Genomic DNA, 22,100 nt, shown 5'->3' on the forward strand with positions numbered 1-22,100 from the left:
GTCGATTCAATTATGATACTGGACGCCGATTTAAAAGCACAATTAGCCCAATACCTCGAATTAATGGAAGACGACGTATTGCTTAAGGTGAGTGCCGGATCTGATAAAGTCTCCCGTGACACGCTTGAATTGGTCGATGAACTGGCTTCCATGTCCCAACATATTAAAGTGGAGCACACAGAACTGCCGAGAACCCCAAGTTTCAGTGTGAACCGCGTCGGCGAAGACACCGGTATCACATTTGCCGGTGTCCCGCTCGGCCATGAATTCACATCGTTGGTACTGGCGCTTTTGCAGGTAAGCGGCAGAACCCCGAAAGAAGACCAGAAACTCATAGACCAGGCTAAAAGTTTGAAAGGGAAACATGACTTTGTTACTTACGCCAGCTTAAGCTGTCAAAACTGCCCGGTTGTTGTCCAGGCACTGAACGTCATGAGCGTGCTTAATCCGGACATTACGCATACCATGATTGATGGCGCCGCATTTAAAGAAGAAGCGGAAAGCAACAACATCATGGCCGTGCCAACTGTATTTCTGAACGGCGAATCGTTCGGAGGCGGCCGGATGACACTTGAAGAGATTCTTGCCAAATTGGGCAGCGGCCCGGATGCTTCCGAGTTTGAAAATAAAGATCCATTTGATGTCCTTGTTGTCGGCGGTGGTCCGGCAAGTGCAAGCGCTGCAATTTACGCAGCACGCAAAGGCATTCGCACAGGTATGGTCACCGAGCGTATCGGAGGCCAGGTCAATGACACCGCAGGGATTGAAAACTTTATCAGTGTTAAGCGTACCGAGGGGCCTATATTTGCAGAAAGCCTCGAAGAACACGTCAAAGACTACAACATTGATGTCATGAATCTGCAACGTGCGCAAGGACTCGAAAGAAAAAATAACGTTATTGAGATGGAACTTGAGAACGGCGCTGTTTTGGAAAGCAAGACCGTCGTCCTCGCAACAGGAGCCCGTTGGCGCCAAATTGGCGTACCGGGTGAAGAGGAATTCCGCAATAAAGGTGTGGCGTACTGCCCGCACTGTGACGGTCCGCTATTTGAAGGAAAAGATGTGGCCGTTATTGGTGGCGGTAACTCCGGTGTGGAAGCTGCCATCGATCTCGCCGGTATTGTCAAACACGTCACCGTTCTGGAATTTGCACCGGAATTAAAAGCAGACTCCGTGTTGCAGGAACGCCTGAACAGTTTACCAAACACGACGATTAAGACGAATGCAAAGACAACCGAAATTACCGGTGAAGATAATGTCAATGGCATTACCTACATCGATCGTGAATCCGAAACGGAACAGCACATAGAGCTCGAAGGTGTATTTGTCCAGATCGGGCTACTGCCAAATACCGAATGGTTGGGTGACAATGTTGAACGCAATAAATTCGGTGAGATTGCAGTGGATCGACTCGGGGCCACCAACGTACCCGGTGTCTACGCTGCCGGCGATTGTACCGATGAGCCCAACAAGCAAATCATTATCTCCATGGGTTCCGGTGCCAATGCCGCCTTGAATGCGTTCGATTATATCATCCGGAACTAGACACAAAACGGGACTGGGACAAAAGACGTTTAGTCAAAGAAAAATCCGAACATGATTCACAAATAATCTGAATCAGTTCGGATTTTTCGTTTAGCGTAGGAAAAACACGGAGACTCCTGCGGGATGAAAAGCCTAGATGAGACCCCGCAGTGCGACGAGCACGAGGAGGCTCATCAGCGCCCGCGGCAAAGAAGACACTGTGAAAGCGACCAAAGGAAGCTTGAACAGATGTCGCGCTTGTGCCTGGCAAGGTGAAAGCGCAGTGTTTTTCCGAAGCGATGACTACTTCTTAACTATATTGTTCGTGTTCAGGAGTGATTTGTTTAGTTATGTCCCAGCCTCGTTTTTTCTATTGCTTGTCCAGCAAGTCTTTGAGTACACGAGCCTGATTGTATGTTTCATCTTTGGCAGCAAACAAAAGAGTTAGTTGTTGATCGTTGTCTTGTGCCAGTTCCTTCAGCTGCTGGAAGGCTTCTTGCTGTTTGCCGTCCTGAAGTTCGTCGTTGTACCGCTGTTTAAATGTCTCATACTTGTCCGGATCATGCCCGAACCATTGGCGCAGCTCGCTCGACGGCCCGATTTCTTTCAGCCAATAATCAAGTTGGGCAGCCTCTTTGGAGACACCTCTTGGCCAAACCCGATCCACCAGTACGCGCACGCCGTCATTCACCTCTGCTTGTTCGTAAATCCGCTTCGTTTTCACGGCCATTTTTCACAACCTTTCCGTTCATGAATGATCATTCGATGGCTCTTTTTTTGATGAAAACCAGCCCGTCACTGCAACGGCAACGAGAACACCGTAAAATATGAGTTTCCACGTTGTTGAGTGCGGAAACCCATGGGGAATCAGCCCAATATCATCGTGTGCGAGAACGATCAGCGTCAGTTTCACACCAACCCAGCCGACAATGACAAATGCAGCTACTTCCAGACCGGGGCGTTTATTCAACAATTCCACGAAAACATTGGCGGCAAACCGCATTAGAATCAAACCGATCATTCCGCCGGCAAACACCACTGCAAACTTCGCACCGTCCAGACTGCCGATCGTTGGCCAAGCCGTGTCCGGAAGAGCCACCGCCAGAGCCACCGCCGCCAAAATCGAATCAATGGCAAACGCAAGGTCGGCGAATTCCACTTTCAAAACCGTCATCCAGAATCCGTTACCAGCCGATTTGAGTTCCGATTTGTTTGTTTCTCCGGTCGCCTTATGGCTGAATCTATCGTACAAATTTTTCGCTGAAATACCGAGCAAATAAAGGGCACCCAACGCCTGTACCTGCCATACATCCACAAGAAACGAAATAATGAACAACGACCCGAATCGCAGCACAAATGCGCCGGCCAATCCGTAAAACAGAGCTTTTTTTCGCTTTTCTTGCGGAAGGTGTTTCACCATAATCGCTAGCACCAAGGCGTTGTCCGCTGCCAGCAATCCTTCCAAACCGATCAGTATTACCAGCACCCATGCATATTCCATCAGTAATTGCGCTTCCATGATTATCTCTCCTTCATCGTTATGATCCCGACCAATGGCAGGACCATAAAAAAGACCCTTACCATGACGTGGTAAAGGTCTCGCTAACAACGCGGTGTTGCCAATCAAGCCGGAGATAACCATCTCGAATTGACGACTTTAATTGTACAGCTACTCCCCTTTTGAAAAGGAACGAATTATATGTTTGTTTTCATTAAACCGCTTTTGTCGTAAATTGTCAAATCATACGAACTAAATGGTCTCTTATCGATGTGAGTGCTTCTCCGTTCGAATATCTGTCGTTCGATGGCGTTTCACAATTAGGATGACACCCGGTTCAAAAATTCATTCATGGCAGCAGTCAAGTCGGTCAGTCGCTTCCTGCTTTCGGCTTCATGATTACCGCAGACACCAACGTAGCATTTCAGTTTCGGTTCTGTTCCTGACGGGCGCAGACAAACCCAGCAGTCACCCGCCAGCAAAAATTTCACAACGTTATCCTTGGGCAGTTTGATGGGCTCTGTCTGTTCCTTGCCTGGGGTGATGCGCTCACCGGCCCAATAATCTTCGACAGTCTGTACCGGCATGCCACCGATGTCAGCCATCGTCTCCGTCCGCGCGGCCTGCATGATGTCTGAGATTGTTTCCATGCCCTCTTTTCCGGTCAGCTTCCACGAAACCATATCCTCAATGTAATACCCGTGCGCATCATAAAGGGATTGCAGCGCCTTATCAAGCGTCTTACCCTGTTTTTTCCAATAATACGCCATTTCACACGTGGCGATAGCAGCCTGGACAGCATCTTTATCGCGCACGACATCGCTGATTAAATAACCGAAACTTTCTTCATAGCCGAAAAGAAACGTTTCCCCCGTGGTTTCAAACTGGCGGATTTTCTCTCCGATATATTTAAAACCGGTCAGCGTATCAATCGTCCGGACACCGTAGCTTTCGGCAATCCGCCTGCCCAGTTCAGACGTGACAATCGTTTTGATCATGCGGGCATTTGCAAGCAGCTGCCGATCTGTATGTTTTAAAATATAGTCCAGCAAGAGCGCACCCAGCTGATTGCCGGTCAGCACCGTATAGTCCCCATTTGCATCCTTCACGGCAGCTCCTAACCTATCTGCATCCGGATCGGTTGCGATGAGGATGTCCGCTTGGGTCTGTTTGCCGCGTTGCATGGCCATTGTAAACGCCTGATGTTCTTCCGGGTTGGGCGAATCAACCGTGGAAAACGCCGGATCCGGTTCTACCTGTTCTTCTACGACGTCCACTTGGTGAAAATGCAACCGTTGCAGTCCGCTTAACACAAGATGATGCGCCGTCCCGTGCAGCGGGGTGAAGACAATCTGTAAATCCTTCGCCCGCTTCTGCTCAGCGGAATCAAGTTGGCTCATGGCCTCCAAGTATTTCAAATAGGCGTGGTCAATGTCACGGCCGACCCATATGAGCCGTTCCTGCGCCTCCAGTTCCGACTGCTCCAAATACGGGACGGTCAGTTCATCGTCTATGCTAGCCATCTCGTCAGTAATGGCAGCCGCTTCATCCGGTGTTATTTGCCCGCCATCGTCATTGTAGACCTTAAACCCGTTGTATTCCGGGGGGTTGTGGCTGGCGGTAATCATCACACCAGCGGCAGCACCCAAGTAACGGACAGCAAACGAAAGCAGTGGCGTCGGATGCAGCGTGTCAAACACGTATGCTTTCATCCCGTGCGCCCCGAGAACTTTGGCTGTTTCGACGGCAAATTCCCTCGACATATGACGGGAATCATACGACACCGCCACACCGCGGTCATGGACATTGACATAATGCTTTTTCAAGTAACGACCGAGCGCGTGCACGGCTTTGCGGATGGTATGGCGATTCATCCGGTTCGTCCCCGGGCCGAGCACTCCGCGCATTCCCCCGGTCCCGAAAGCCAGGTCCGTATAAAAGGCATCCTCCAGCAGATCCGGCTGATCACGCATCGCGTCAAGCTCTTGTTTCAACTGATCATCCAGATGCTCGCTGTTTTTCCATTTATCATAGATGGCTTCCCATTGACGCATAGCAGTTCCCCTCCATCTGTCGACTATTCATAAGTCACAGTCTATCATACTTTTGTCCGGTCTTCTATTTTTCTATGTTTGTCCGTGCGCGTTTTCGGTGACAATGCATAACGAATGCTTTCTATTGTAACCAAGAACCGTTAAAATGGACGAAACAACTAACAATAGGATGTGATGGCCGTGCTGGAAAAACGATCATTCCAAACATTAATCATGCTTATTCTTGTCTTTCTACTCATATGGCTTGTATTTAAAACGAGATTTATTTTTGATCCTCTGTTTACGTACATGGGTGCGGTTGCCCTGCCCGTTATCGGTGCAGGTATTTTATTCTACTTGATGAGGCCACTTGTTGATTGGCTGGGAAAATGGAAAATAAACCGGGTCGTTTCCATCCTTATCGTGTTTATGCTTCTCATACTGGCGGTGTTTTTGATTGTCACCTATGTTGCACCGGTATTGCAGCGACAATTCACGAACCTGCTCAACAATATACCGCGCATGGTAAGCGGTGTGCAGGACCTTATCTCCTACTGGCAACATAATCAGGAATTTATCCCGAAAGAAGTAAACGAAACGGTTAACAAAATTACATCGAATTTGCAGTCGTATATTCAATCATTCATGAGCTTTATTTTCGGGTTTATTAGCGAGTTTATCGGGGTCGTCTTTGCGCTGATACTGATTCCGTTTTTCCTGTTTTTCATGCTGAAGGACGGGGAAAAATTTGCACCCTTTATCACTCAATTTTTCGAGGCTGATAAGGCGGCCAATATCCGTTCTCTATTGCGAAAGATTGACGATGCTCTGACCTCCTATATCCAGGGGCAGCTCGTTGTCAGCATCTGTATTGGTGTATTATTGTACATCGGCTATTCTATCATTCAACTGGATTATGCCCTGACGCTCGCGATTTTCGGTATGATTATCTGTGTCATCCCGTTTCTCGGGCCTTATCTGGCTGTTACACCGGCCATTATCGTCGGATTCTTCCAGGACCCGATGATGGCTGTCTGGGTAGCCATAGTCATGATCATTGCCCAACAGATTGAAGGCAACCTCGTATCGCCCAATGTGATGGGACGGGCGCTGAAGCTGCATCCGCTAACAGTGATCACCGTGATTCTTGCTGCCGGAAGCATCGGGGGATTATTGGGCATGTTGTTCGCTGTACCACTTTACGCCGTAATAAAAACGATCATCAGCCATTTCTATCATACGTATCAGGATACGCTTCCTGAGGACGAAGATGCGCTTATTTGACGTGACCTCTTGTTCGCAGGTCGGTTTTACGCTACACTGCAGACAGGAGTGATGGTATGCGAAAACAAGACATTGAAGCCGAACTGGCGGAATTGAAGTCCGATTACAGCCGGATTCAGGGAGATGTGGAAAAAGCCACCTCGTTCAGTGTGGATACGTCCGCCGGTGACAAAAAGCTGGAGGAAATCGAGGATCGCATGAAGGAATTAAACCAACAACTGGATAATCTTGAATAGACCAATGCAGCGCTACGATCATCGTGCGCTGCATTGGTCTGTTCGTCACATTTCTTGATCATTCACTGGTTTGTTACCACTGTCCGTCTTCTGGTTCGCCAAACGTTTGCGGAGTTTCTTAATTTCTTTCCCAGGCGGAGTGAGACTGACGAGTTTATCGCCGGCTTCCGGTGTCACCCGAATTTCCTCAGTATAAAACCGCATATGTCCGGACGGCTTCATAACATACAAGAGAACCGTATGCTCATCCTTATCATTTAAGTATTGCTTGTAGCTGTACTGATTTGTGATCGACGTTTGGCGGAACACGTAATGATTGGAAAGTTTATGGTTTAATTGGTCCAGCGATAATTCTTTCTTAAACAAAATCCGCCCAGCCACTTTATTGACGGTATCCCCCATACTATGGAGGTCATATCGGTACGGGCTCACTTTAAACACATTCGTCCGGCCGAATTCGGGCATGAATGTCGTACAGACCAAGGCGTTATAGGAATTATACTCGGTTGCCGCAATCATATATTCGTACGGATTCGTGTCCAACTGATATTCCGTCTGCTCGGACAGCATCTCCCCGTGAAAATACGGGACACCCGCAGCGCGGGCTTTTCGCAGCCGTTCCCATGATGAGTCAACAATCATAACAGGGGCATTCACTTTTTTCAGAGATTGAGCCAGGTTAACGGTAAATGAATTGCTGCCAACAATCAACGTTCCCGGCCGGCCTTCCAGGGACAGATGCAATTTCCTGGCGAGCCACCCGATAGAAAATCCATGAGCAACAACGGTGGTAAACACTAAGGCGAATGTGATCGTTGTAATGAGCGATGCATCAACATAGCCCGCCTCCGATAAGATCGAAGCAAAATAGCCCGATACAGTTAGCGCGACAACACCTCGCGGGGCAATCCAGCCGAGCAGCGCTTTTTCGTTTATAGACAGGTTAGTGCCAATGGTTGATAGAAAAATCGACAGAGGACGTACCACAAACATCATGAGCAATACATAGCCCATAATATTCGGATCAAACACCTTCAGAAGGGTATCGACTTGCAGGGAAGCCGTCAACATAATAAAAATAGCCGATATGAGAAGAATCGACACATTTTCCTTAAAGTGACGCATGTCGGCAATCGAACTGATGCCCATGTTGGCCAGGGTCATGCCCATCGCCGTGACCGCGAGCAACCCGGTTTCATGAATAATGACATCAGCAAGTGTGAAACAGCCAATAACGACCGTGAAGACGGCCGGGGATTTAAGAAATTCGGGCATATAGCCATGTTCAAACATCCAACCGATTCCTTTGCCGCATGCCCAACCCAATATGGCTGCAAAGACAGATGCCGCCAAAAACGTGATTAATGCGGAGCCATCGGGATTCTCGGCTGTCAGGTAGCTGATAATTTCAAAAGCAAATACCGCGAGAAGCGCACCAATCGGATCAACAATGATGCCTTCCCATTTCAAGATTTTCGCGGGTCTCGGTTTCAACTTCGACTGACGCAAAAGCGGCATGATAACAGTGGGCCCCGTCACAATAAACAGCCCACCAATAACAAAGGCAGCCGCCCAGCTCAAATCAGCTATATAATGGGCGGTCAATGACCCGAGAATCCATGACAAGAATGCCCCGATCGTTGAAATACGGAAAACCGGACGCCCTAGACCGCGAATTTCCTTAAAACTTAAGTTCAAACTTCCTTCAAACAGGATGATCGCAACAGCAACAGAGATAATCGGATTATATAATTCACCAAAATCGTCCTCCGGATCCATCAGTCCCAATATTGGTCCAGCAAGCAGTCCAATAATGGACATGACAACAATGGCCGGCATTCTGTAACGCCATGCCGCCCACTGGGAACCGATGCCCAAAAGTCCGATAAGCATAATTTCAAATAGAACAGATGAAGGCATATATTACCCCCTAACGTATCGTGTTAAAAACAGACAATAACATAAGGTTATTTTAAATGGGGAAAAAGGGATTGTAAACTGATTTAATGACAATCAATGGATCAATCACCACCCCCCTCTGTCGCGATCTGAGACCAAACGTCATGAGAACATGCCCCAGTGTGATTAACCAACTGAATGTGAACGAGTCAGACACTCTGCCGATTGATATTTTCCTATATTGACAGGCTAAGACATTCTTGCTAAACTTCTTTTGTTTTGCAGTCAATAGAACGCTATAACGATTCTGATTATTTATTTTTTTATAAACAATAGCAGCATGAAAGGATCGATACACGATGAAAAAGGATGTCTGGATCATTGGCTTTATGCTTTTTGCATTATTTTTTGGTGCGGGTAATTTGATTTATCCCCCAACGCTTGGATTGGAATCCGGCACAACGTACTGGGCGGCTATTGCCGGGTTTATTATTACCGGGGTTGGGCTACCGATCATGGCTGTCACAGCTATTTCCACGGTAAAAAATGGCGCGGCAGAACTGGCTGATCGGGTGCACCCACTGTTCGGAGCCATATTTACAGCTGTCGTTTATCTTGCCATTGGACCATTTTTCGGCATTCCGCGTGCAGCTACCGTTGCGTTTGAAATGAGTGTCGAACCATTCACTAGTGTCTCCCCGTTCCTGTTATTTCTGTTCACCATTATTTTCTTTCTACTTGTGTATCTGGTCAGTATTAACCCATCGAAAATGGCTGACCGGATCGGCGAATTTCTGACACCGTTATTATTGCTGGCGATTGTTATACTTTGTATCGGCGGGATTCTACTTCTGGATGGTGGCACACAGAATCCGGCTTCCGCCTATGCCACGGCACCATCTTTTACAGGCTTTGTGGAAGGTTATTTGACAATGGATGCGATTGGGGGACTCGCATTCGGCATTATTGTCATCCAGGCATTTAACGATCGAGGCGTATCATCACGGAAACAGCTCATTTCAGCCACCCTGAAAGCCGGGGTGATCGCCGGAATCGGACTATCATGTGTGTATGCAGCGCTGGGGTGGATTGGAACGAGAATGGGCACATCTGAAACCTTTGCCAATGGCGGGGATATATTGGCCGCTGCAGCTGATACGATGTTCGGCCATTTCGGGACGATGCTGCTCGGCATTATCGTTGCACTGGCCTGTTTTACGACATCGGTCGGACTGGTTGCTGCATGTGCTCAATTTTTCCATAAACGGACGCCTCTTTCGTACAAACAAATTGCTGCTGTGGTAACGATCGTTAGCTTTTTGATTGCCAACCAGGGGCTGAACACAATTATCCGTGTTTCGGTGCCGGTATTGACATTTATTTACCCAATTGTCATCGTCCTGATTGCGCTCACGTTTCTGAATCGTCTGTTTGGTGGTGCAGCGTATGTTTACCGCGGGGCCATTCTCATGACGGGGGTGGTGTCGTTATATGATGGACTGATTGACTTCGGTATCAGCATGCCGGCGCTCACTTCGATGATGGAGCACCTCCCCTTCTTCGCCAGCGGCATTGGCTGGCTTGTACCGGCATTGATCGGCGGCATTGGCGGCTATGTCATCCAACGAAATCGAACGCCATCGCATTCCGGGTAAAGAACTGGTTTAACAGTTCTTTTTTTATAGAATCCGCTTAAAGAGATATGTTAGGATAAGGAAAGATAAAGGGGAATCAAGTGATGCTTGAACAAGCGGAGACCATATTGAAAACATATTTTGGCTATCCATCGTTCCGTTCCGGTCAACGGCAGACGATGGAACATATTATGGAAAAAAAGAACACCCTCGCTGTCATGCCGACGGGCGGGGGCAAATCGTTGTGCTATCAGATCCCGGGCATGGCAATGGATGGAACAGCTATCATCATTTCCCCGCTTATTTCGCTGATGAAAGATCAGGTGGATGCGTTGGAGGCGTTGGGAATACCGGCTACCTACATAAACAGTTCGCTCACGGGTGATGAACAGAACAAACGCCTGAAGGCTATTGAAGCTGGTGAGTACCAATTCGTCTATGCGGCACCGGAGCGTTTTGAATCCGCCGCTTTTCTGTCTGTCATGAAACGGATTCCGATAGCTTTCGCCGCATTTGATGAAGCACACTGCATTTCCCAATGGGGGCATGACTTCCGACCGAGCTACCGGTCGATCGTCAACAGCCTGGAACAAATCCCGGATATTCCGGCGATTATCGCGCTGACAGCGACCGCTACCGAAGACGTCATTGCCGACATTCAGACGTTGCTGAACATCCATGATGACCATGTCGTGAAAACCGGATTTGAACGGGACAACTTGTCGTTCCATGTTGTCAAAGGGAAAAACAAACAAACCTACATCCGTTCGTTTATGAACGAGCACCGGCATGAATCCGGAATTATTTACACCGCGACCCGAAAACAGGCCGATGCACTCGCGGACCAATTGGAACGATGGGGAATGGCAGCGGCAAAATACCATGCCGGCTTAACCGAAGACGAACGAAAAACCGCTCAGTCCGCCTTCATTCATGATGAAAAAACCGTCATGGTCGCAACGAATGCATTCGGTATGGGCATCGATAAATCGAATGTGCGGTTTATCATTCATTATGCGATGCCGATGACGATGGAGGCCTACTATCAGGAGGCAGGCAGAGCCGGTCGTGACGGCGAACACAGTGACTGCATCCTGCTGTTTTCGCCGCAGGATGTCCAGCTGCAAAAGTTTCTGATCGAACAATCACCCATGGATGATGCAGCGAAACAAAGCGACTACCGAAAATTACAAGCGATGATGAATTATTGTCATACGCAAAGCTGTCTGACGTCTTATATCTTAGACTATTTCGGCGACGTATCCAATCGAGAGGGCTGCAATCGTTGCAGCAACTGTGAGCACCGACAGGAACGTGTTGACATCACCGAGGAGGCCCAAATGATTCTGTCCTGTGTTAAACGAATGGGGGAGCGATTCGGCATCACGATGACGGCAAAAGTATTGAAAGGCTCAGGCGACAGCCGATTACGGCGTTTTCGCCTGGATACGCTGTCCACTTACGGCCTCCTCTCTGCCTATACGGAAAAACAGTTGGGGGAACGGATCCAATTCCTCGTTGCCGAACAATTTTTGGCCACCGCGGATGGGAAATATCCGACATTGCAGCTCAACGAGAACTCAGTCGATGTGCTGAAAGGAAAACAGACGGTCTGGATGTATACGGCCCCCATTCCTGTGAGCGAGGACGCCGACTACCGTGAAGATTTGTTTGCATCACTGCGCGACCGGCGGAAGACCATTGCTGATGAACAGGGTGTACCACCATATGTACTGTTTTCAGATGCCACGTTAAAAGAATTCAGCCGCTACTTTCCGGAAACAAAAGACGCGATGCTCGCCATTAAAGGCGTTGGCGAGAAAAAGTTCGAACAATACGGGGAAGCCTTTCTTGAGGTGATCAACGAATGGCGCTACAACAATCCGAATATCACCCGCCCCGTTAAAATAGCCGGTAAGCGTCCATCCGTAAAAAGAGAAAAACAATCGGACGACCGGCCGAGCCATATGATCAGCTATTCGCAGTTCCAATCGGGAAAATCTGTGACTGATATCGCCGTATTACGCGGCATGACGGAACAAACGGTTGAGGATCATCTATTTAAAGCGTATAAGGCTGGACATCCTATTACCTGGGAAATATTTTTTCATTCTGACGACGAAGCGGCCATATTACAAGCGCGGGAACAACTGGACGAACCGAAGCTAAAGCCAATTAAAGAATCGTTGCCGGAAAGGTTTGATTATACAGCTATAAAGGCTGTGTTGGTGAAAAATGGACTTATGTAATGGCATGGATGGGAAATTGAAAGCACGGGGCTGGGACAAGACTAAACGTTAGACACTAGATACGAACGATTGTCCAGATACTTTAAATAATGTTGGGATGCATTTAACTATCGCTGCGGAAAAATACTTCGCTTTCCGGGGGCGGCTGATGAGCCTCCTCGTTCTTTGCACTCCGGGGTCTCATCTAAGGCCTTTGCTCCCCCAGGAGTCTACGTATTTTTCCTCCGCTAATTGAGGCAAAAACCCGTTATATAGAGAGTAAAATCCGAACTGATTCAGATTATTTGTGAATCACTGTTCGGATTTTTATTTGACTAAACGTCTTTTGTCATAGCCTTTTGTTTGGCTGGTGTATATACCGGCACACGGGTTGCGCGACTTTTTGTTTGAGCTGCGCGCGTTGTTCGATTATCGCGTGCGTTTTATCCTAAGTTGCGCGAGTTTCCTTCCAAACTGCACAACCTTTGCCTTTAGTTGCGCGAGTTTCCCGATTATTGCGCGATTACAACCTTTATTGCACAACTTTTCACGCGAGCCGCGCGAGTTGCTCAATTATGACGCGACCCTCGTCTCGAATTGCACGCCTTTACCTTACCTTTTTACATTCAGTGCCCAGGTGCCGTTGCGGAAGACGGCTTCGGTAGTGCCATCCTCAAACACGCCGTCAATGTCTAAATCGGCCGAGCCAATCATAAAGTCAACATGATTGAGGCTGTCGTTGACGCCGTGTGCATCCAATGCGTCGTCACCCATGCTTGAGCCACCTTCCAAATTCGTTGGATAGGCTTTCCCGAGTGCAATGTGACAGGACGCATTTTCGTCAAACAGCGTATTATAGAAAATCAGCCCGGACTGTGATACCGGCGATTCATCCGGGACAAGCGCCACTTCGCCAAGCCGGCGCGACCCTTCATCCGTATCAAGCAAATGTTTCAATGTGTCTTCTCCTTGCTCAGCTTGATAATCCACTACTTTTCCGTCTTCAAATGTCAGCTTAAAGTTATCAATGACACTGCCGCCGTAATTTAATGGTTTTGTGCTGGATACCGTGCCGTTCACACGATATTTATGCGGCATGGAGAAAACTTCTTCAGTCGGCATGTTCGGATTAAACCGGACCCCTTGCTCCGATACGGCTGATCCGCCTTTCCACACATGGCCATCCGGCAGAGCAATTTCCAAATCGGTGCCTGGCGCCCGGAAGTGCAATGTCTTATATTGTTTACCATTCAGAATTTCGCGGGCCGTCTCCAGCGTTTGATTATGGTCTTCCCACGCAGCAACAGGATCCTCTTTATCAACACGGACAATGCTGACGATCGCATCCCACAGGTGATCGACCGCGTCGTCACGAGATTTTTCCGGGAAAACCTTTTGAGCCCAATCCCCCGTCGGAATGGAAATAATCGACCAGGTAATCCGGTCATTCATCGTGTACTGCCGGAATTCTTTCATGGCTTCAGCGGACGCTTTGTTCGCCATAGCCACCCGGGATGAATCAATATCTTTCAAAAGATCGGGGTTTGAGGCGTTAATCGACAGCACCGCCGCTCCGTCTTTGGCGTAGCCTTCATAAAGATCGACTTTCCACTGCGGAATGGTTCCGATCACCTCATCCGGTGCATGTTCGAATTTCAAACGTGTCAATTCGTCGTCCGCCCAATTAATATGTACGTCTTTGGCGCCCATATCGTAGGCTTTCCGGGCAACGACCCGGGCGAAATCGGCCCCTTCAATCGGTGCGTTAATCATGAGTGCCTGATTGTCCTGCAGATTGACACCGGTGCGCAAAGCCAGGTTTGCGTATTTTTCCATCGTTTGTGTCGATACCATAGTGATCCCTCCAAATAGCCAAATGAAATTTCCATTGTTATTATTTCATATATGTGAAACATTACCAAATCATGAATCGCTCATCCCGTTACGATTGATTCCACGGGTAGCTGGTTGAAAATGTCGTCGCCATCTCTTTGGACTGTTTTCGCCGTTGCTTCCGTTGTTCAGCACGTCCCGGAGCCGAGGCGTTCAATTGCTTCTCATGATCGGTTTCCGGATAAACGTGCGGAATCGGTGTCGGCTGTCCTTCATCGTCAATGGCGACGAATGTCAGAAAGGCTGTTGTACACACGTTTCTATCACCTGTCAGCAAATTTTCGGAAACCGTTTTGATAAAGACCTCCATCGACGTGTTATGCGTCCACGTCACAAACGCTTCCACGCAGATCGAGTCGCCTTCTTTGATCGGCTCCAAAAAGTCAATCGAATCCATGGATGCTGTAACGACCGGTAGTCTCGCATGCCGGACAGCAGCAATAGCGGCCACATCATCAATATGGGCCATCAGCTTGCCTCCGAACAAGGTTCCATGGTTATTCGTGTCAGGCGGGAGCACGTGCGTTGTTTTAACAGTCAATGAATTGATGCACGGTTTCGATTCCATATCTATTCCTCCATGTCGTTGCTTGATTCGTTATCGTAGGTTCATATCAGGTAACCGTTCCTATAAAATCGGTGACAGCAGCCGTGAAATTGATTCTTTGAACCGGATGCCGAGGGAACGGGTCAGATACAGTTTTCTCGTCATTTGCGTTGAAACGGCAATATCATTCTTGTATGCGTCAAGAAGCCGCTCGGCCAACCCTTGATCATACAGGAACGCATTCACCTCAAAATTAAGTCGAAAACTGCGCACATCAATATTCGCTGTGCCGACCGAAGCAATTTTCCCGTCAACAATAATCGTTTTGGCATGCAGGAAGCCTTTCTGATAAATATACACCTCTGCTCCAGCTTTCAATAGGTCCCCGACATACGACATTGTTGCCCAATATACGAACATGTGATCCGGTTTGCTCGGAATCATCAGTTTGATATCCACCCCTGACAGCGCCGCAATGCGCAGTGTATCCTGCAGGCTCTCATCGGGAATGAAATAAGGCGTCTGAATGTAGACATACTCTTTTGCGGACATAATCATTTTTATGTAGCCATTTTTGATCTGTTCCCATTCGGAGTCTGGCCCGCTGGAGACAATCTGCACACCCACATCGCCGCACGGCTCATAATCATAGTACCGTTTATCATACGGAATGTCATTTCGAGATGCCTGATTCCAATCAAGAACAAAGCGCGTTTGCATCTGGGCAACCGCATCACCGCATATACGCAAGTGTGTATCACGCCAGTATCCGAATTTTTTATTGTGTCCGAGGTATTCATCACCAATATTAAAACCACCGATATAACCAATTTGCCCATCAATGATAGCGAGTTTACGATGATTTCGGTAATTGATCTTCAAATTGATTTTCGGGATTTTCGCCGGAAAAAATGATTCGATTTCAATACCGGCATTGCGCAGGCGCCGCACAAATTTTTTACTAATGCCGCGGGATCCCAGATCATCGTACAACACCCGCACGTCAATTCCCTGCTGTACCTTTTTAATTAAAATATTGGCAATGGACATACCCAGCTGGTCATGACGGAGGGTATAATACAGCAGATGAATATGGTCCTGGGCATGTTCCAGATCGTCCAATAAAGCTGAAAATTTTTCCTCCCCATCTGTAAAAATCCGGACACTATTATCCTGTGTAAATATGGCGTCATCATTGTGCAAATGCATATAAAAAAGATTTTTGTAGGCCGTCAGCCCCTTGTGTTTAAATGAAAAACGATTCTCTTCCATAGCACGCAGTTGATTCTGCACCGACGTTTTCACACCAAGTTTGCTTTTGGTGTCCCACGTAAAAATGCGCTCACGGCTAATACGTCTTCCAAAAATTAAATATAATATAAATCCGGCAATCGGAATAAACATGAGTACCATTAGCCATGCCCACGTCGACGTTGCATCCTTGCGCTCCAGGAAAATAATCGTCAGTGCCAGCGCAATATTAAATACCAGTATCCCCCAAACAAACAATGACCAGACACCCAACGACAAAACCTCACTTTTTCAAATACCAATACCCTTACTATAGCATAATTTTTACCGCGCTGGTATGTGTATAACGTTGACATTTTTAAAATATGCATTTACCAGTCTGTCATACAGAAAAGAAAAAGTCGCACCTCTGTTTATTTTCCTTTATCTGTTGACGTTTACACACATATATGTTTATAATATTCACTAAATTAATAATAACATCTCTTATCAAGAGCGGTGGAGGGAATAGGCCCAGTGAAGCCCGGCAACCGGCAAGGCATATGCGTTGCAAGGTGCTACATCCTACAGGTCGGAGAGATCTGAAGATAAGAGGAGGACGGTTACATACAAAAACCCCTCTTCTCTTATGGAAGAGGGGGTTTTTATTGCACCTCTTCCTCCAGACAAAGTCATAACACTTACTATTAAAGGAGGAATTATTGATGAGTGATTTTCATCGTAACAACCAGGAAACACAACTGCTTCACGGAGGACAGGAACCTGACCCGTCAACAGGATCACGGGCGGTGCCCATCCATCAGACGACGTCCTATGTGTTTCGGGATTCCGAGCATGCGCAAAATGTGTTTGGTTTGGCTGAACCGGGAAATATTTATACCCGTATCACCAACCCAACCATCGATGCATTTGAACAACGTATGGCGCTTCTAGAGGATGGCTCAGCTGCTGTTGCTACCTCCTCGGGCATGGCAGCCATTACTATGGCGATTATGACCATTGCCGGAAGCGGCGATCACATCATATCCGACAGCAACCTGTACGGTGGCACATACAACCTTTTTGCCAACACACTGCCCAAATATGGCATTCAAGTTTCATTTGTCGACGGGACGGATCCGGAGAGCATTAAAAACGCCATAACAGATCAAACAAAAGCAGTCATTGGCGAAATTATCACCAACCCGAGCCTGAATGTGCTTGATCTGGAAACCATCAGCGGTATAGCTCATGATCATGGCATTCCTCTGATTATCGACAATACGTTTGCAACACCGTATGTTACCAAACCGCTTACGTGGGGTGCGGATGTGGTTGTCCATTCAGCAACGAAATGGATTGGTGGCCATGGCACGTCGATTGCCGGTGTTGTCGTTGACGGAGGCCGATTCAATTGGGCGAATGGCAACTTCCCGGAATTCACGGAACCGGATGATAGTTATAACGGCTTGCGGTATGCTGATCTCGGACCGACGGCTTTTGGCACCAAATTGCGCGTTCAAATGCTCCGAGACATCGGTGCCTGCCTGAGCCCGTATAACGCCTTTTTACTTCTGCAAGGTCTCGAAACACTGCATTTGCGAATCGAGCGTCATAATGAGAATGCTAAATACGTTGCTCGGTACCTGCAGGGGCACCCGGCCGTCGAGTGGGTTAATTATCCGGGTCTGTCCGATCACCCCGCCCATGAAACGGCGAATAAGTATTTGCAAAACGGGTACGGATCAATTATTACATTTGGCATTAAAGGCGGACGTGACGCCGGAAGAAAACTGATCGACAACGTCACACTCTGGTCCCACGTTGCCAATGTCGGTGATGCGAAATCGTTAATTATCCATCCGGCATCGACCACCCATCAGCAACTCAGCGACGAGGATTTGGTTAAAAGCGGCGTTTCCGAAGAACTTGTCCGTCTGTCAGTTGGACTGGAATCCACATCGGATATCCTTGCTGATCTTGACCAGGCCATTGTTAAAGCAACCGGCGAGGAACCGACGATTCAGACGACGGAAGAAGACGCCATCAGCTGGCTGCTTGCATCGCCGTTCGACCGCACCGGTGGAGGCTTACGCCAAAAAACGATCGCACTCATCAGTGATGATCAAACGGACAGTGCATGGGCGGCAGCGCATCAGCTTAAGACGCTGGGTTTCCAAATTATCCACGTCAATGCACCCGCATCCGACGCCCCGTCCATCGCGAAGGATGAAGGCAGCCCGGATATTATCGACGCCGTGTTGATCGCCGACAATGAACTTGCACCGGAACGGATCGACGAACTCACGCGGCTCAATGGAAAAATAGTGTGGATACAGCATTCCCAACCTGCGACGAAAACAGTGAACAAAGCTGCCGAGGCGGGTATTACCGTTATTTCCGGAAAAAATGCGTATGACGAAGCTGTGCGCCTCCGAAGCAGCAGTGCCCAATAAACACATCTAATGCACTAAAATCCGCTTATAAAACTTTCTATACAGGAGCGAGTACACCCTATCGTGTACCGCTCCTTTTTCACTTTATAGGGTGTGTTCGACTGTTGTCTGAGGGCCGATGTTTGAATATAGCGTATATCGGGGATTATTTTAAGCGCGCAGCATGGTATAATAAAATAAATAAACGAATAATCCTTAAAGATAAACCATTCTCTTTTTACAATAGCAACAGGGATTATGCAGCATGGGTGTGAAACGTATGAACAAAAAGCTCATCACCGGCATTCTGATTAGTGTACTCATTCTGTGCACGGCCGTTTTTTTTCTCATAAGCAATCCGGATGAACCAGTAACTCAACCATCTGAAACCAACACCGACGATCACGACCAACCATTACGCAAATCCCAATCGGAATCCGGTAACGATAAAAATGACAACGAATCGCCGGAAGTGGAAGTGGAAGAGAAAAAGGAAAAGGACAACAATCCTGACGAAAAAGCCGACGAATCTGGCTCCCGATTGCAGGAGCTGCTGAACAAAGCCGTCCGAAGCACCATTAATTTTTTTACAAAAGAACATATGCACGTAGCGGCAGTTGGCGACTCATTGACACAAGGTGTTGGCGATGACGTTGTAGAGGGCGGTTATATCGGCATTTTGGATCAAAAAATCAACCAGGATGAGCAACGGGTTACATTCGATAATTTCGGAAAGCGCGGCAATCGCTCCAGTCAACTTTTAAAACGACTGGAAAAACCATCTATTCAGGAATCTATCAAACAAGCCGATATTGTATTGCTGACTATTGGCGCCAATGACGTCATGCAAGTCGTGAAAAAGAATTTCCTCAGTTTGGAAATGAGCGATTTTAAACAACCTAGGAAGGACTATAAAACCCATCTCGAATCCATTTTTACTACCATTAAAAATCTTAATGACGATGCATCAATTTACCTGATCGGCTTCTATAACCCATTCAGAAACTATTTTAAAAATTTGGAAGAACTGAATACCATCATCAACAATTGGAACCAGACAGGTAAAACGGCCACCTCCAACTTTGATCGGACGAATTTTATCCCGATAGCCGATATGTTTCATGCAGAAGACAAAAACGTATTTGCGGAGGATAACTTTCATCCCAATCATAGAGGATATCAACTGTTTGCCAGGCGTGTTCTCCATTCTATAACAACCGATCAATAAGGGGGTGAGACGTTGCCGAAGCTTGATAAACCGGGGATATGGAGGCAACTGTTCCTGTGGCTATGTGGTGTGAATGCACTTATTATTATTGTCATTGTAGCACTGCTATTTTGGCCCGTATCTGAAACTGACACACCCGAACCCACCAAGGAAGATACCAAACCAAGTTCCGAATTTATTGTTCGTACCAGCAAACAAAATCTAAATGAGCTGGTCAATGCCTATATCGATAAACTGTTGAAAGGCAGCAATCACCATTATCAGGTCACATTGAAGGATAATGTAAAATTGGTCGGGGAATTGCCTGCTTTCTCCTCTTCTGTCCGAGTTTCGCTGCAACTGGATCCGGTCGTACAGAATAACGGGGACGTTATTCTGAAGCAAAAATCCATCTCTATCGGACAACTGCAACTACCCAATAAAAAAATTATGGAGTATTTAAAGAAATATTTGCCGATGCCGAAATGGGTGACGGTTGATCCGGCCAACGAAGAAATTTATGTAGCGGTCACCGATATGACTATCCGGAGTAACTTCCGGATCAGTGTGGAACAATTTGACCTCAAAGCAAACAACCTTGCTTTTAAAATCAACGTGCCTTATGAATCACTTGGTATTGAAATGGACATTGAATGAATGGGTCATTGTTCAGCCGAATTGGCGTGTGATCCCAATGGAAACTGTTATTTTAACTCATATGTGTAAAATAATTCTCGGGGCCACCTGAGGCAATTTTCTAGTCAAAAAAGAGAAGGCACTCTATCATGAAATGTATGCTTTGACGGGCAAATACATTTCGAAAGAGGCCTTCTCATGGAAACTATTATATCAAGATTATACGCATTAATAAAGGAAACAAACAACTTAGTTGATTTGGAAGAAAGCATTCGACTCTATATGTATGAGGTGTTCGCTTCCCAGGTGGGAGAAGTGTTCACACAGATTAATAAGGTGATTAAAGCTGAGAAACAGAAGTTGGGCTGGACTGTCGAGCGCGAAGATTGGAAAACGGTTCAATTCACGTTTGGGGCGGTTCGTTTTCGGCATACATTAATGCATGACCTGAAAGGTGATTCTCACTATCCCTTTGATGAGTGGGCTGGTCTTCGGAAAAGTCAACGGTACAGTCCCCTGACGGAGGTAAAAGTGGCTGAATTGGCTAGTGAGAGCACGTATCGTGCATCAGCCCAAACTTTGAAGGAATGGACACCCGTAACGATGAGTCATCAAACAGTCGGGAGTATCGTAAAGCGTGTTGGAGAGGCGCAGTCCCAGGCTGATATGGAAATGGCGGCTGAACTGGAGGAAGCAGCGTCCCTTCCGGAGGCAAGAGAAGTAGACTTTTTGTATGCAGAGGCTGACGGTGTATTTGTACGTTCAACGAAAAAGAAGAAAAGCCATGAGATCCGGCATGCGATGATGCATGAAGGCTGGGTCAAAAATGGCAAACGAGTATCACTCAGCAATCAACATGTGATCATGACAACCAAACCGGCTGATGACTTTTGGAAAGAGGTACAGTCATATGCAGCCCATGGTTATTCGCTGGAGAATACGCAGGTTGTGACCAATAGTGATGGCGGGCAGGGCTATACAGCTGAACGATTTCAAGAAGCCTTTTCCCAGTCCCGTTACCCCGTATTGAATCAACTTGACACGTATCATATAGCCCAGGCGTTAAATCGGGCATTAGGCGGTGAAAAGAGTGAATTTAAGGATGGGATAAGGAAAGCGTTAGAACAACACGATTGGCAACAGGTCATACTTTGGCTGGATACATACGAAAGTACCCTGGAAGACGCGAAACAGCTGGAAAAGGTAAACGGTTTTCGAACTTACATTCAGCACAATTGGAATCGTCTATTTGACTGGCGTGAGAAAGTGGAAGACCCGCCAGAAGACGCACGAGGCTTAGGGGCTATGGAATCCAATCAGCGCCGCGTTTCTTTCCGGATGAAAAGACGTGGGATGCATTGGAGCGCCGACGGCAGTGAAGCTATGGTGAAAGTAAAACAGGGTATCCTCAATAACACGTTGCGAGATGTTTATCTCACATCCCAAAAACGAAGCGCACGCAAGCAGCGAGACGTTGAAAAGACCATTCGTATGACGGAATACTTGAATCAGCCAACACGCCCATCGATTGGCGCAAAAGAAGGATCCATCAGTTTATATACAGCCCATTCATCAGCGATAGGAAACTTGATGAAGAGTTTTAGGTAATATCCTGCATGTTTTTGTCAGGTTCCGGGTTTTGGAACGTGACGAAAATATGCAGGCCACCAAGCGACAGCGCGGTAGCCGGAAAAAGTGTACAAAGATAAAGTGCCAGATATATTGGTGTGACAACCACATCGAGAAAAGATTGACACATACTTTTAACTCGTTTGCATTGACGAAACCGTATAAATTTCGTACGCTTACATAGAGT

16 protein-coding genes and 1 riboswitch are annotated in these 22,100 nt (G+C 47.3%); of the genes, 9 read left to right on the plus strand and 7 right to left on the minus strand.

What is annotated here, in order from left to right:
* The first annotated feature begins 12 nt into the window (after window positions 1–12).
* On the plus strand, window positions 13–1,545 hold the full coding sequence (gene ahpF / locus ACZ5Q7_RS03435) for an alkyl hydroperoxide reductase subunit F (protein WP_343751666.1): 1,533 nt from the start codon (window positions 13–15) through the stop codon (window positions 1,543–1,545).
* 349 nt (window positions 1,546–1,894) lie between these two features.
* On the opposite strand, the gene ACZ5Q7_RS03440 is transcribed toward ahpF, so the two are convergent.
* The 3 genes from ACZ5Q7_RS03440 to ACZ5Q7_RS03450 form a co-directional block, all read right to left on the minus strand.
* A complete protein-coding gene (locus ACZ5Q7_RS03440) occupies window positions 1,895–2,254 on the minus strand; it encodes a DUF488 domain-containing protein (RefSeq protein WP_343751665.1) in 360 nt (119 codons plus the stop codon).
* 18 nt (window positions 2,255–2,272) lie between these two features.
* On the minus strand, window positions 2,273–3,043 hold the full coding sequence (locus ACZ5Q7_RS03445) for a TerC family protein (RefSeq protein ID WP_343751664.1): 771 nt from the start codon (window positions 3,041–3,043) through the stop codon (window positions 2,273–2,275).
* A 299-nt stretch (window positions 3,044–3,342) separates the two neighbouring features.
* Complete coding sequence (locus ACZ5Q7_RS03450) at window positions 3,343–5,076, minus strand: phospho-sugar mutase (protein WP_343751663.1); 1,734 nt, start codon at window positions 5,074–5,076, stop codon at window positions 3,343–3,345.
* Between the two features lie 174 nt (window positions 5,077–5,250).
* On the opposite strand from ACZ5Q7_RS03450, the gene ACZ5Q7_RS03455 reads away from it, so the two are divergent.
* Complete coding sequence (locus ACZ5Q7_RS03455) at window positions 5,251–6,339, plus strand: AI-2E family transporter (RefSeq protein ID WP_343751661.1); 1,089 nt, start codon at window positions 5,251–5,253, stop codon at window positions 6,337–6,339.
* Between the two features lie 56 nt (window positions 6,340–6,395).
* Complete coding sequence (locus tag ACZ5Q7_RS03460) at window positions 6,396–6,575, plus strand: SE1832 family protein (RefSeq protein ID WP_343751660.1); 180 nt, start codon at window positions 6,396–6,398, stop codon at window positions 6,573–6,575.
* Window positions 6,576–6,620: 45 nt separating this feature from the next.
* Here ACZ5Q7_RS03460 and ACZ5Q7_RS03465 read toward each other — a convergent pair whose 3' ends face one another.
* Window positions 6,621–8,495 carry a cation:proton antiporter gene (locus ACZ5Q7_RS03465; protein ID WP_343751659.1) on the minus strand — a complete coding sequence of 625 codons (1,875 nt, stop codon included), beginning with the start codon at window positions 8,493–8,495 and terminating at the stop codon, window positions 6,621–6,623.
* A gap of 338 nt (window positions 8,496–8,833) precedes the next feature.
* Between ACZ5Q7_RS03465 and brnQ the strand changes: the two genes are divergently transcribed.
* Window positions 8,834–10,129 carry a branched-chain amino acid transport system II carrier protein gene (gene brnQ / locus ACZ5Q7_RS03470; RefSeq protein ID WP_343751658.1) on the plus strand — a complete coding sequence of 432 codons (1,296 nt, stop codon included), beginning with the start codon at window positions 8,834–8,836 and terminating at the stop codon, window positions 10,127–10,129.
* An 83-nt stretch (window positions 10,130–10,212) separates the two neighbouring features.
* Window positions 10,213–12,357 carry a DNA helicase RecQ gene (gene recQ, locus ACZ5Q7_RS03475; protein WP_343751657.1) on the plus strand — a complete coding sequence of 715 codons (2,145 nt, stop codon included), beginning with the start codon at window positions 10,213–10,215 and terminating at the stop codon, window positions 12,355–12,357.
* 591 nt (window positions 12,358–12,948) lie between these two features.
* Here recQ and ACZ5Q7_RS03480 read toward each other — a convergent pair.
* From ACZ5Q7_RS03480 to cls, 3 genes are all read right to left on the minus strand, one after another.
* Complete coding sequence (locus tag ACZ5Q7_RS03480) at window positions 12,949–14,190, minus strand: aminopeptidase (protein WP_343751656.1); 1,242 nt, start codon at window positions 14,188–14,190, stop codon at window positions 12,949–12,951.
* Between the two features lie 88 nt (window positions 14,191–14,278).
* Window positions 14,279–14,797: an acyl-CoA thioesterase gene (locus ACZ5Q7_RS03485; protein ID WP_343751654.1), complete on the minus strand. Its 519-nt coding sequence runs from the start codon at window positions 14,795–14,797 to the stop codon at window positions 14,279–14,281.
* 60 nt (window positions 14,798–14,857) lie between these two features.
* Complete coding sequence (gene cls / locus ACZ5Q7_RS03490) at window positions 14,858–16,300, minus strand: cardiolipin synthase (protein WP_343751653.1); 1,443 nt, start codon at window positions 16,298–16,300, stop codon at window positions 14,858–14,860.
* A gap of 210 nt (window positions 16,301–16,510) precedes the next feature.
* Window positions 16,511–16,621, plus strand: a riboswitch (SAM riboswitch).
* Window positions 16,622–16,731: 110 nt separating this feature from the next.
* Between cls and ACZ5Q7_RS03495 the strand changes: the two genes are divergently transcribed.
* From ACZ5Q7_RS03495 to ACZ5Q7_RS03510, 4 genes are all read left to right on the plus strand, one after another.
* Window positions 16,732–18,462 carry a PLP-dependent aspartate aminotransferase family protein gene (locus ACZ5Q7_RS03495; protein ID WP_343751652.1) on the plus strand — a complete coding sequence of 577 codons (1,731 nt, stop codon included), beginning with the start codon at window positions 16,732–16,734 and terminating at the stop codon, window positions 18,460–18,462.
* Window positions 18,463–18,706: 244 nt separating this feature from the next.
* Entirely contained in the window at window positions 18,707–19,669 is a 963-nt protein-coding gene (locus tag ACZ5Q7_RS03500; RefSeq protein WP_343751650.1) for an SGNH/GDSL hydrolase family protein, read from the plus strand.
* A 12-nt stretch (window positions 19,670–19,681) separates the two neighbouring features.
* Complete coding sequence (locus tag ACZ5Q7_RS03505; protein ID WP_343751649.1) at window positions 19,682–20,305, plus strand: YpmS family protein; 624 nt, start codon at window positions 19,682–19,684, stop codon at window positions 20,303–20,305.
* A 177-nt stretch (window positions 20,306–20,482) separates the two neighbouring features.
* Window positions 20,483–21,892 (plus strand): ISLre2 family transposase, encoded by a 1,410-nt coding sequence (locus ACZ5Q7_RS03510; protein ID WP_464432896.1) that lies wholly within the window; start codon window positions 20,483–20,485, stop codon window positions 21,890–21,892.
* Window positions 21,893–22,100: the final 208 nt, after the last annotated feature.

The sequence above is a fragment of the Lentibacillus halophilus genome (genome assembly GCF_055395055.1).

Excerpts from the sequence above, each read along its gene's own strand:
- ACZ5Q7_RS03510 (WP_464432896.1), top strand. The coding sequence starts at position 20,483 with ATGGAAACTATTATATCAAGATTATACGCATTAATAAAGGAAACAAAC.
- ACZ5Q7_RS03460 (WP_343751660.1), top strand. The coding sequence starts at position 6,396 with ATGCGAAAACAAGACATTGAAGCCGAACTGGCGGAATTGAAGTCCGAT.
- ACZ5Q7_RS03455 (WP_343751661.1), top strand. The coding sequence starts at position 5,251 with ATGGCCGTGCTGGAAAAACGATCATTCCAAACATTAATCATGCTTATT.
- recQ (WP_343751657.1), top strand. The coding sequence starts at position 10,213 with ATGCTTGAACAAGCGGAGACCATATTGAAAACATATTTTGGCTATCCA.
- ACZ5Q7_RS03480 (WP_343751656.1), bottom strand. The coding sequence starts at position 14,190 with ATGGTATCGACACAAACGATGGAAAAATACGCAAACCTGGCTTTGCGC.
- ACZ5Q7_RS03440 (WP_343751665.1), bottom strand. The coding sequence starts at position 2,254 with ATGGCCGTGAAAACGAAGCGGATTTACGAACAAGCAGAGGTGAATGAC.
- ahpF (WP_343751666.1), top strand. The coding sequence starts at position 13 with ATGATACTGGACGCCGATTTAAAAGCACAATTAGCCCAATACCTCGAA.
- ACZ5Q7_RS03495 (WP_343751652.1), top strand. The coding sequence starts at position 16,732 with ATGAGTGATTTTCATCGTAACAACCAGGAAACACAACTGCTTCACGGA.
- ACZ5Q7_RS03450 (WP_343751663.1), bottom strand. The coding sequence starts at position 5,076 with ATGCGTCAATGGGAAGCCATCTATGATAAATGGAAAAACAGCGAGCAT.
- ACZ5Q7_RS03500 (WP_343751650.1), top strand. The coding sequence starts at position 18,707 with ATGGGTGTGAAACGTATGAACAAAAAGCTCATCACCGGCATTCTGATT.
- ACZ5Q7_RS03485 (WP_343751654.1), bottom strand. The coding sequence starts at position 14,797 with ATGGAATCGAAACCGTGCATCAATTCATTGACTGTTAAAACAACGCAC.
- brnQ (WP_343751658.1), top strand. The coding sequence starts at position 8,834 with ATGAAAAAGGATGTCTGGATCATTGGCTTTATGCTTTTTGCATTATTT.
- ACZ5Q7_RS03445 (WP_343751664.1), bottom strand. The coding sequence starts at position 3,043 with ATGGAAGCGCAATTACTGATGGAATATGCATGGGTGCTGGTAATACTG.
- ACZ5Q7_RS03465 (WP_343751659.1), bottom strand. The coding sequence starts at position 8,495 with ATGCCTTCATCTGTTCTATTTGAAATTATGCTTATCGGACTTTTGGGC.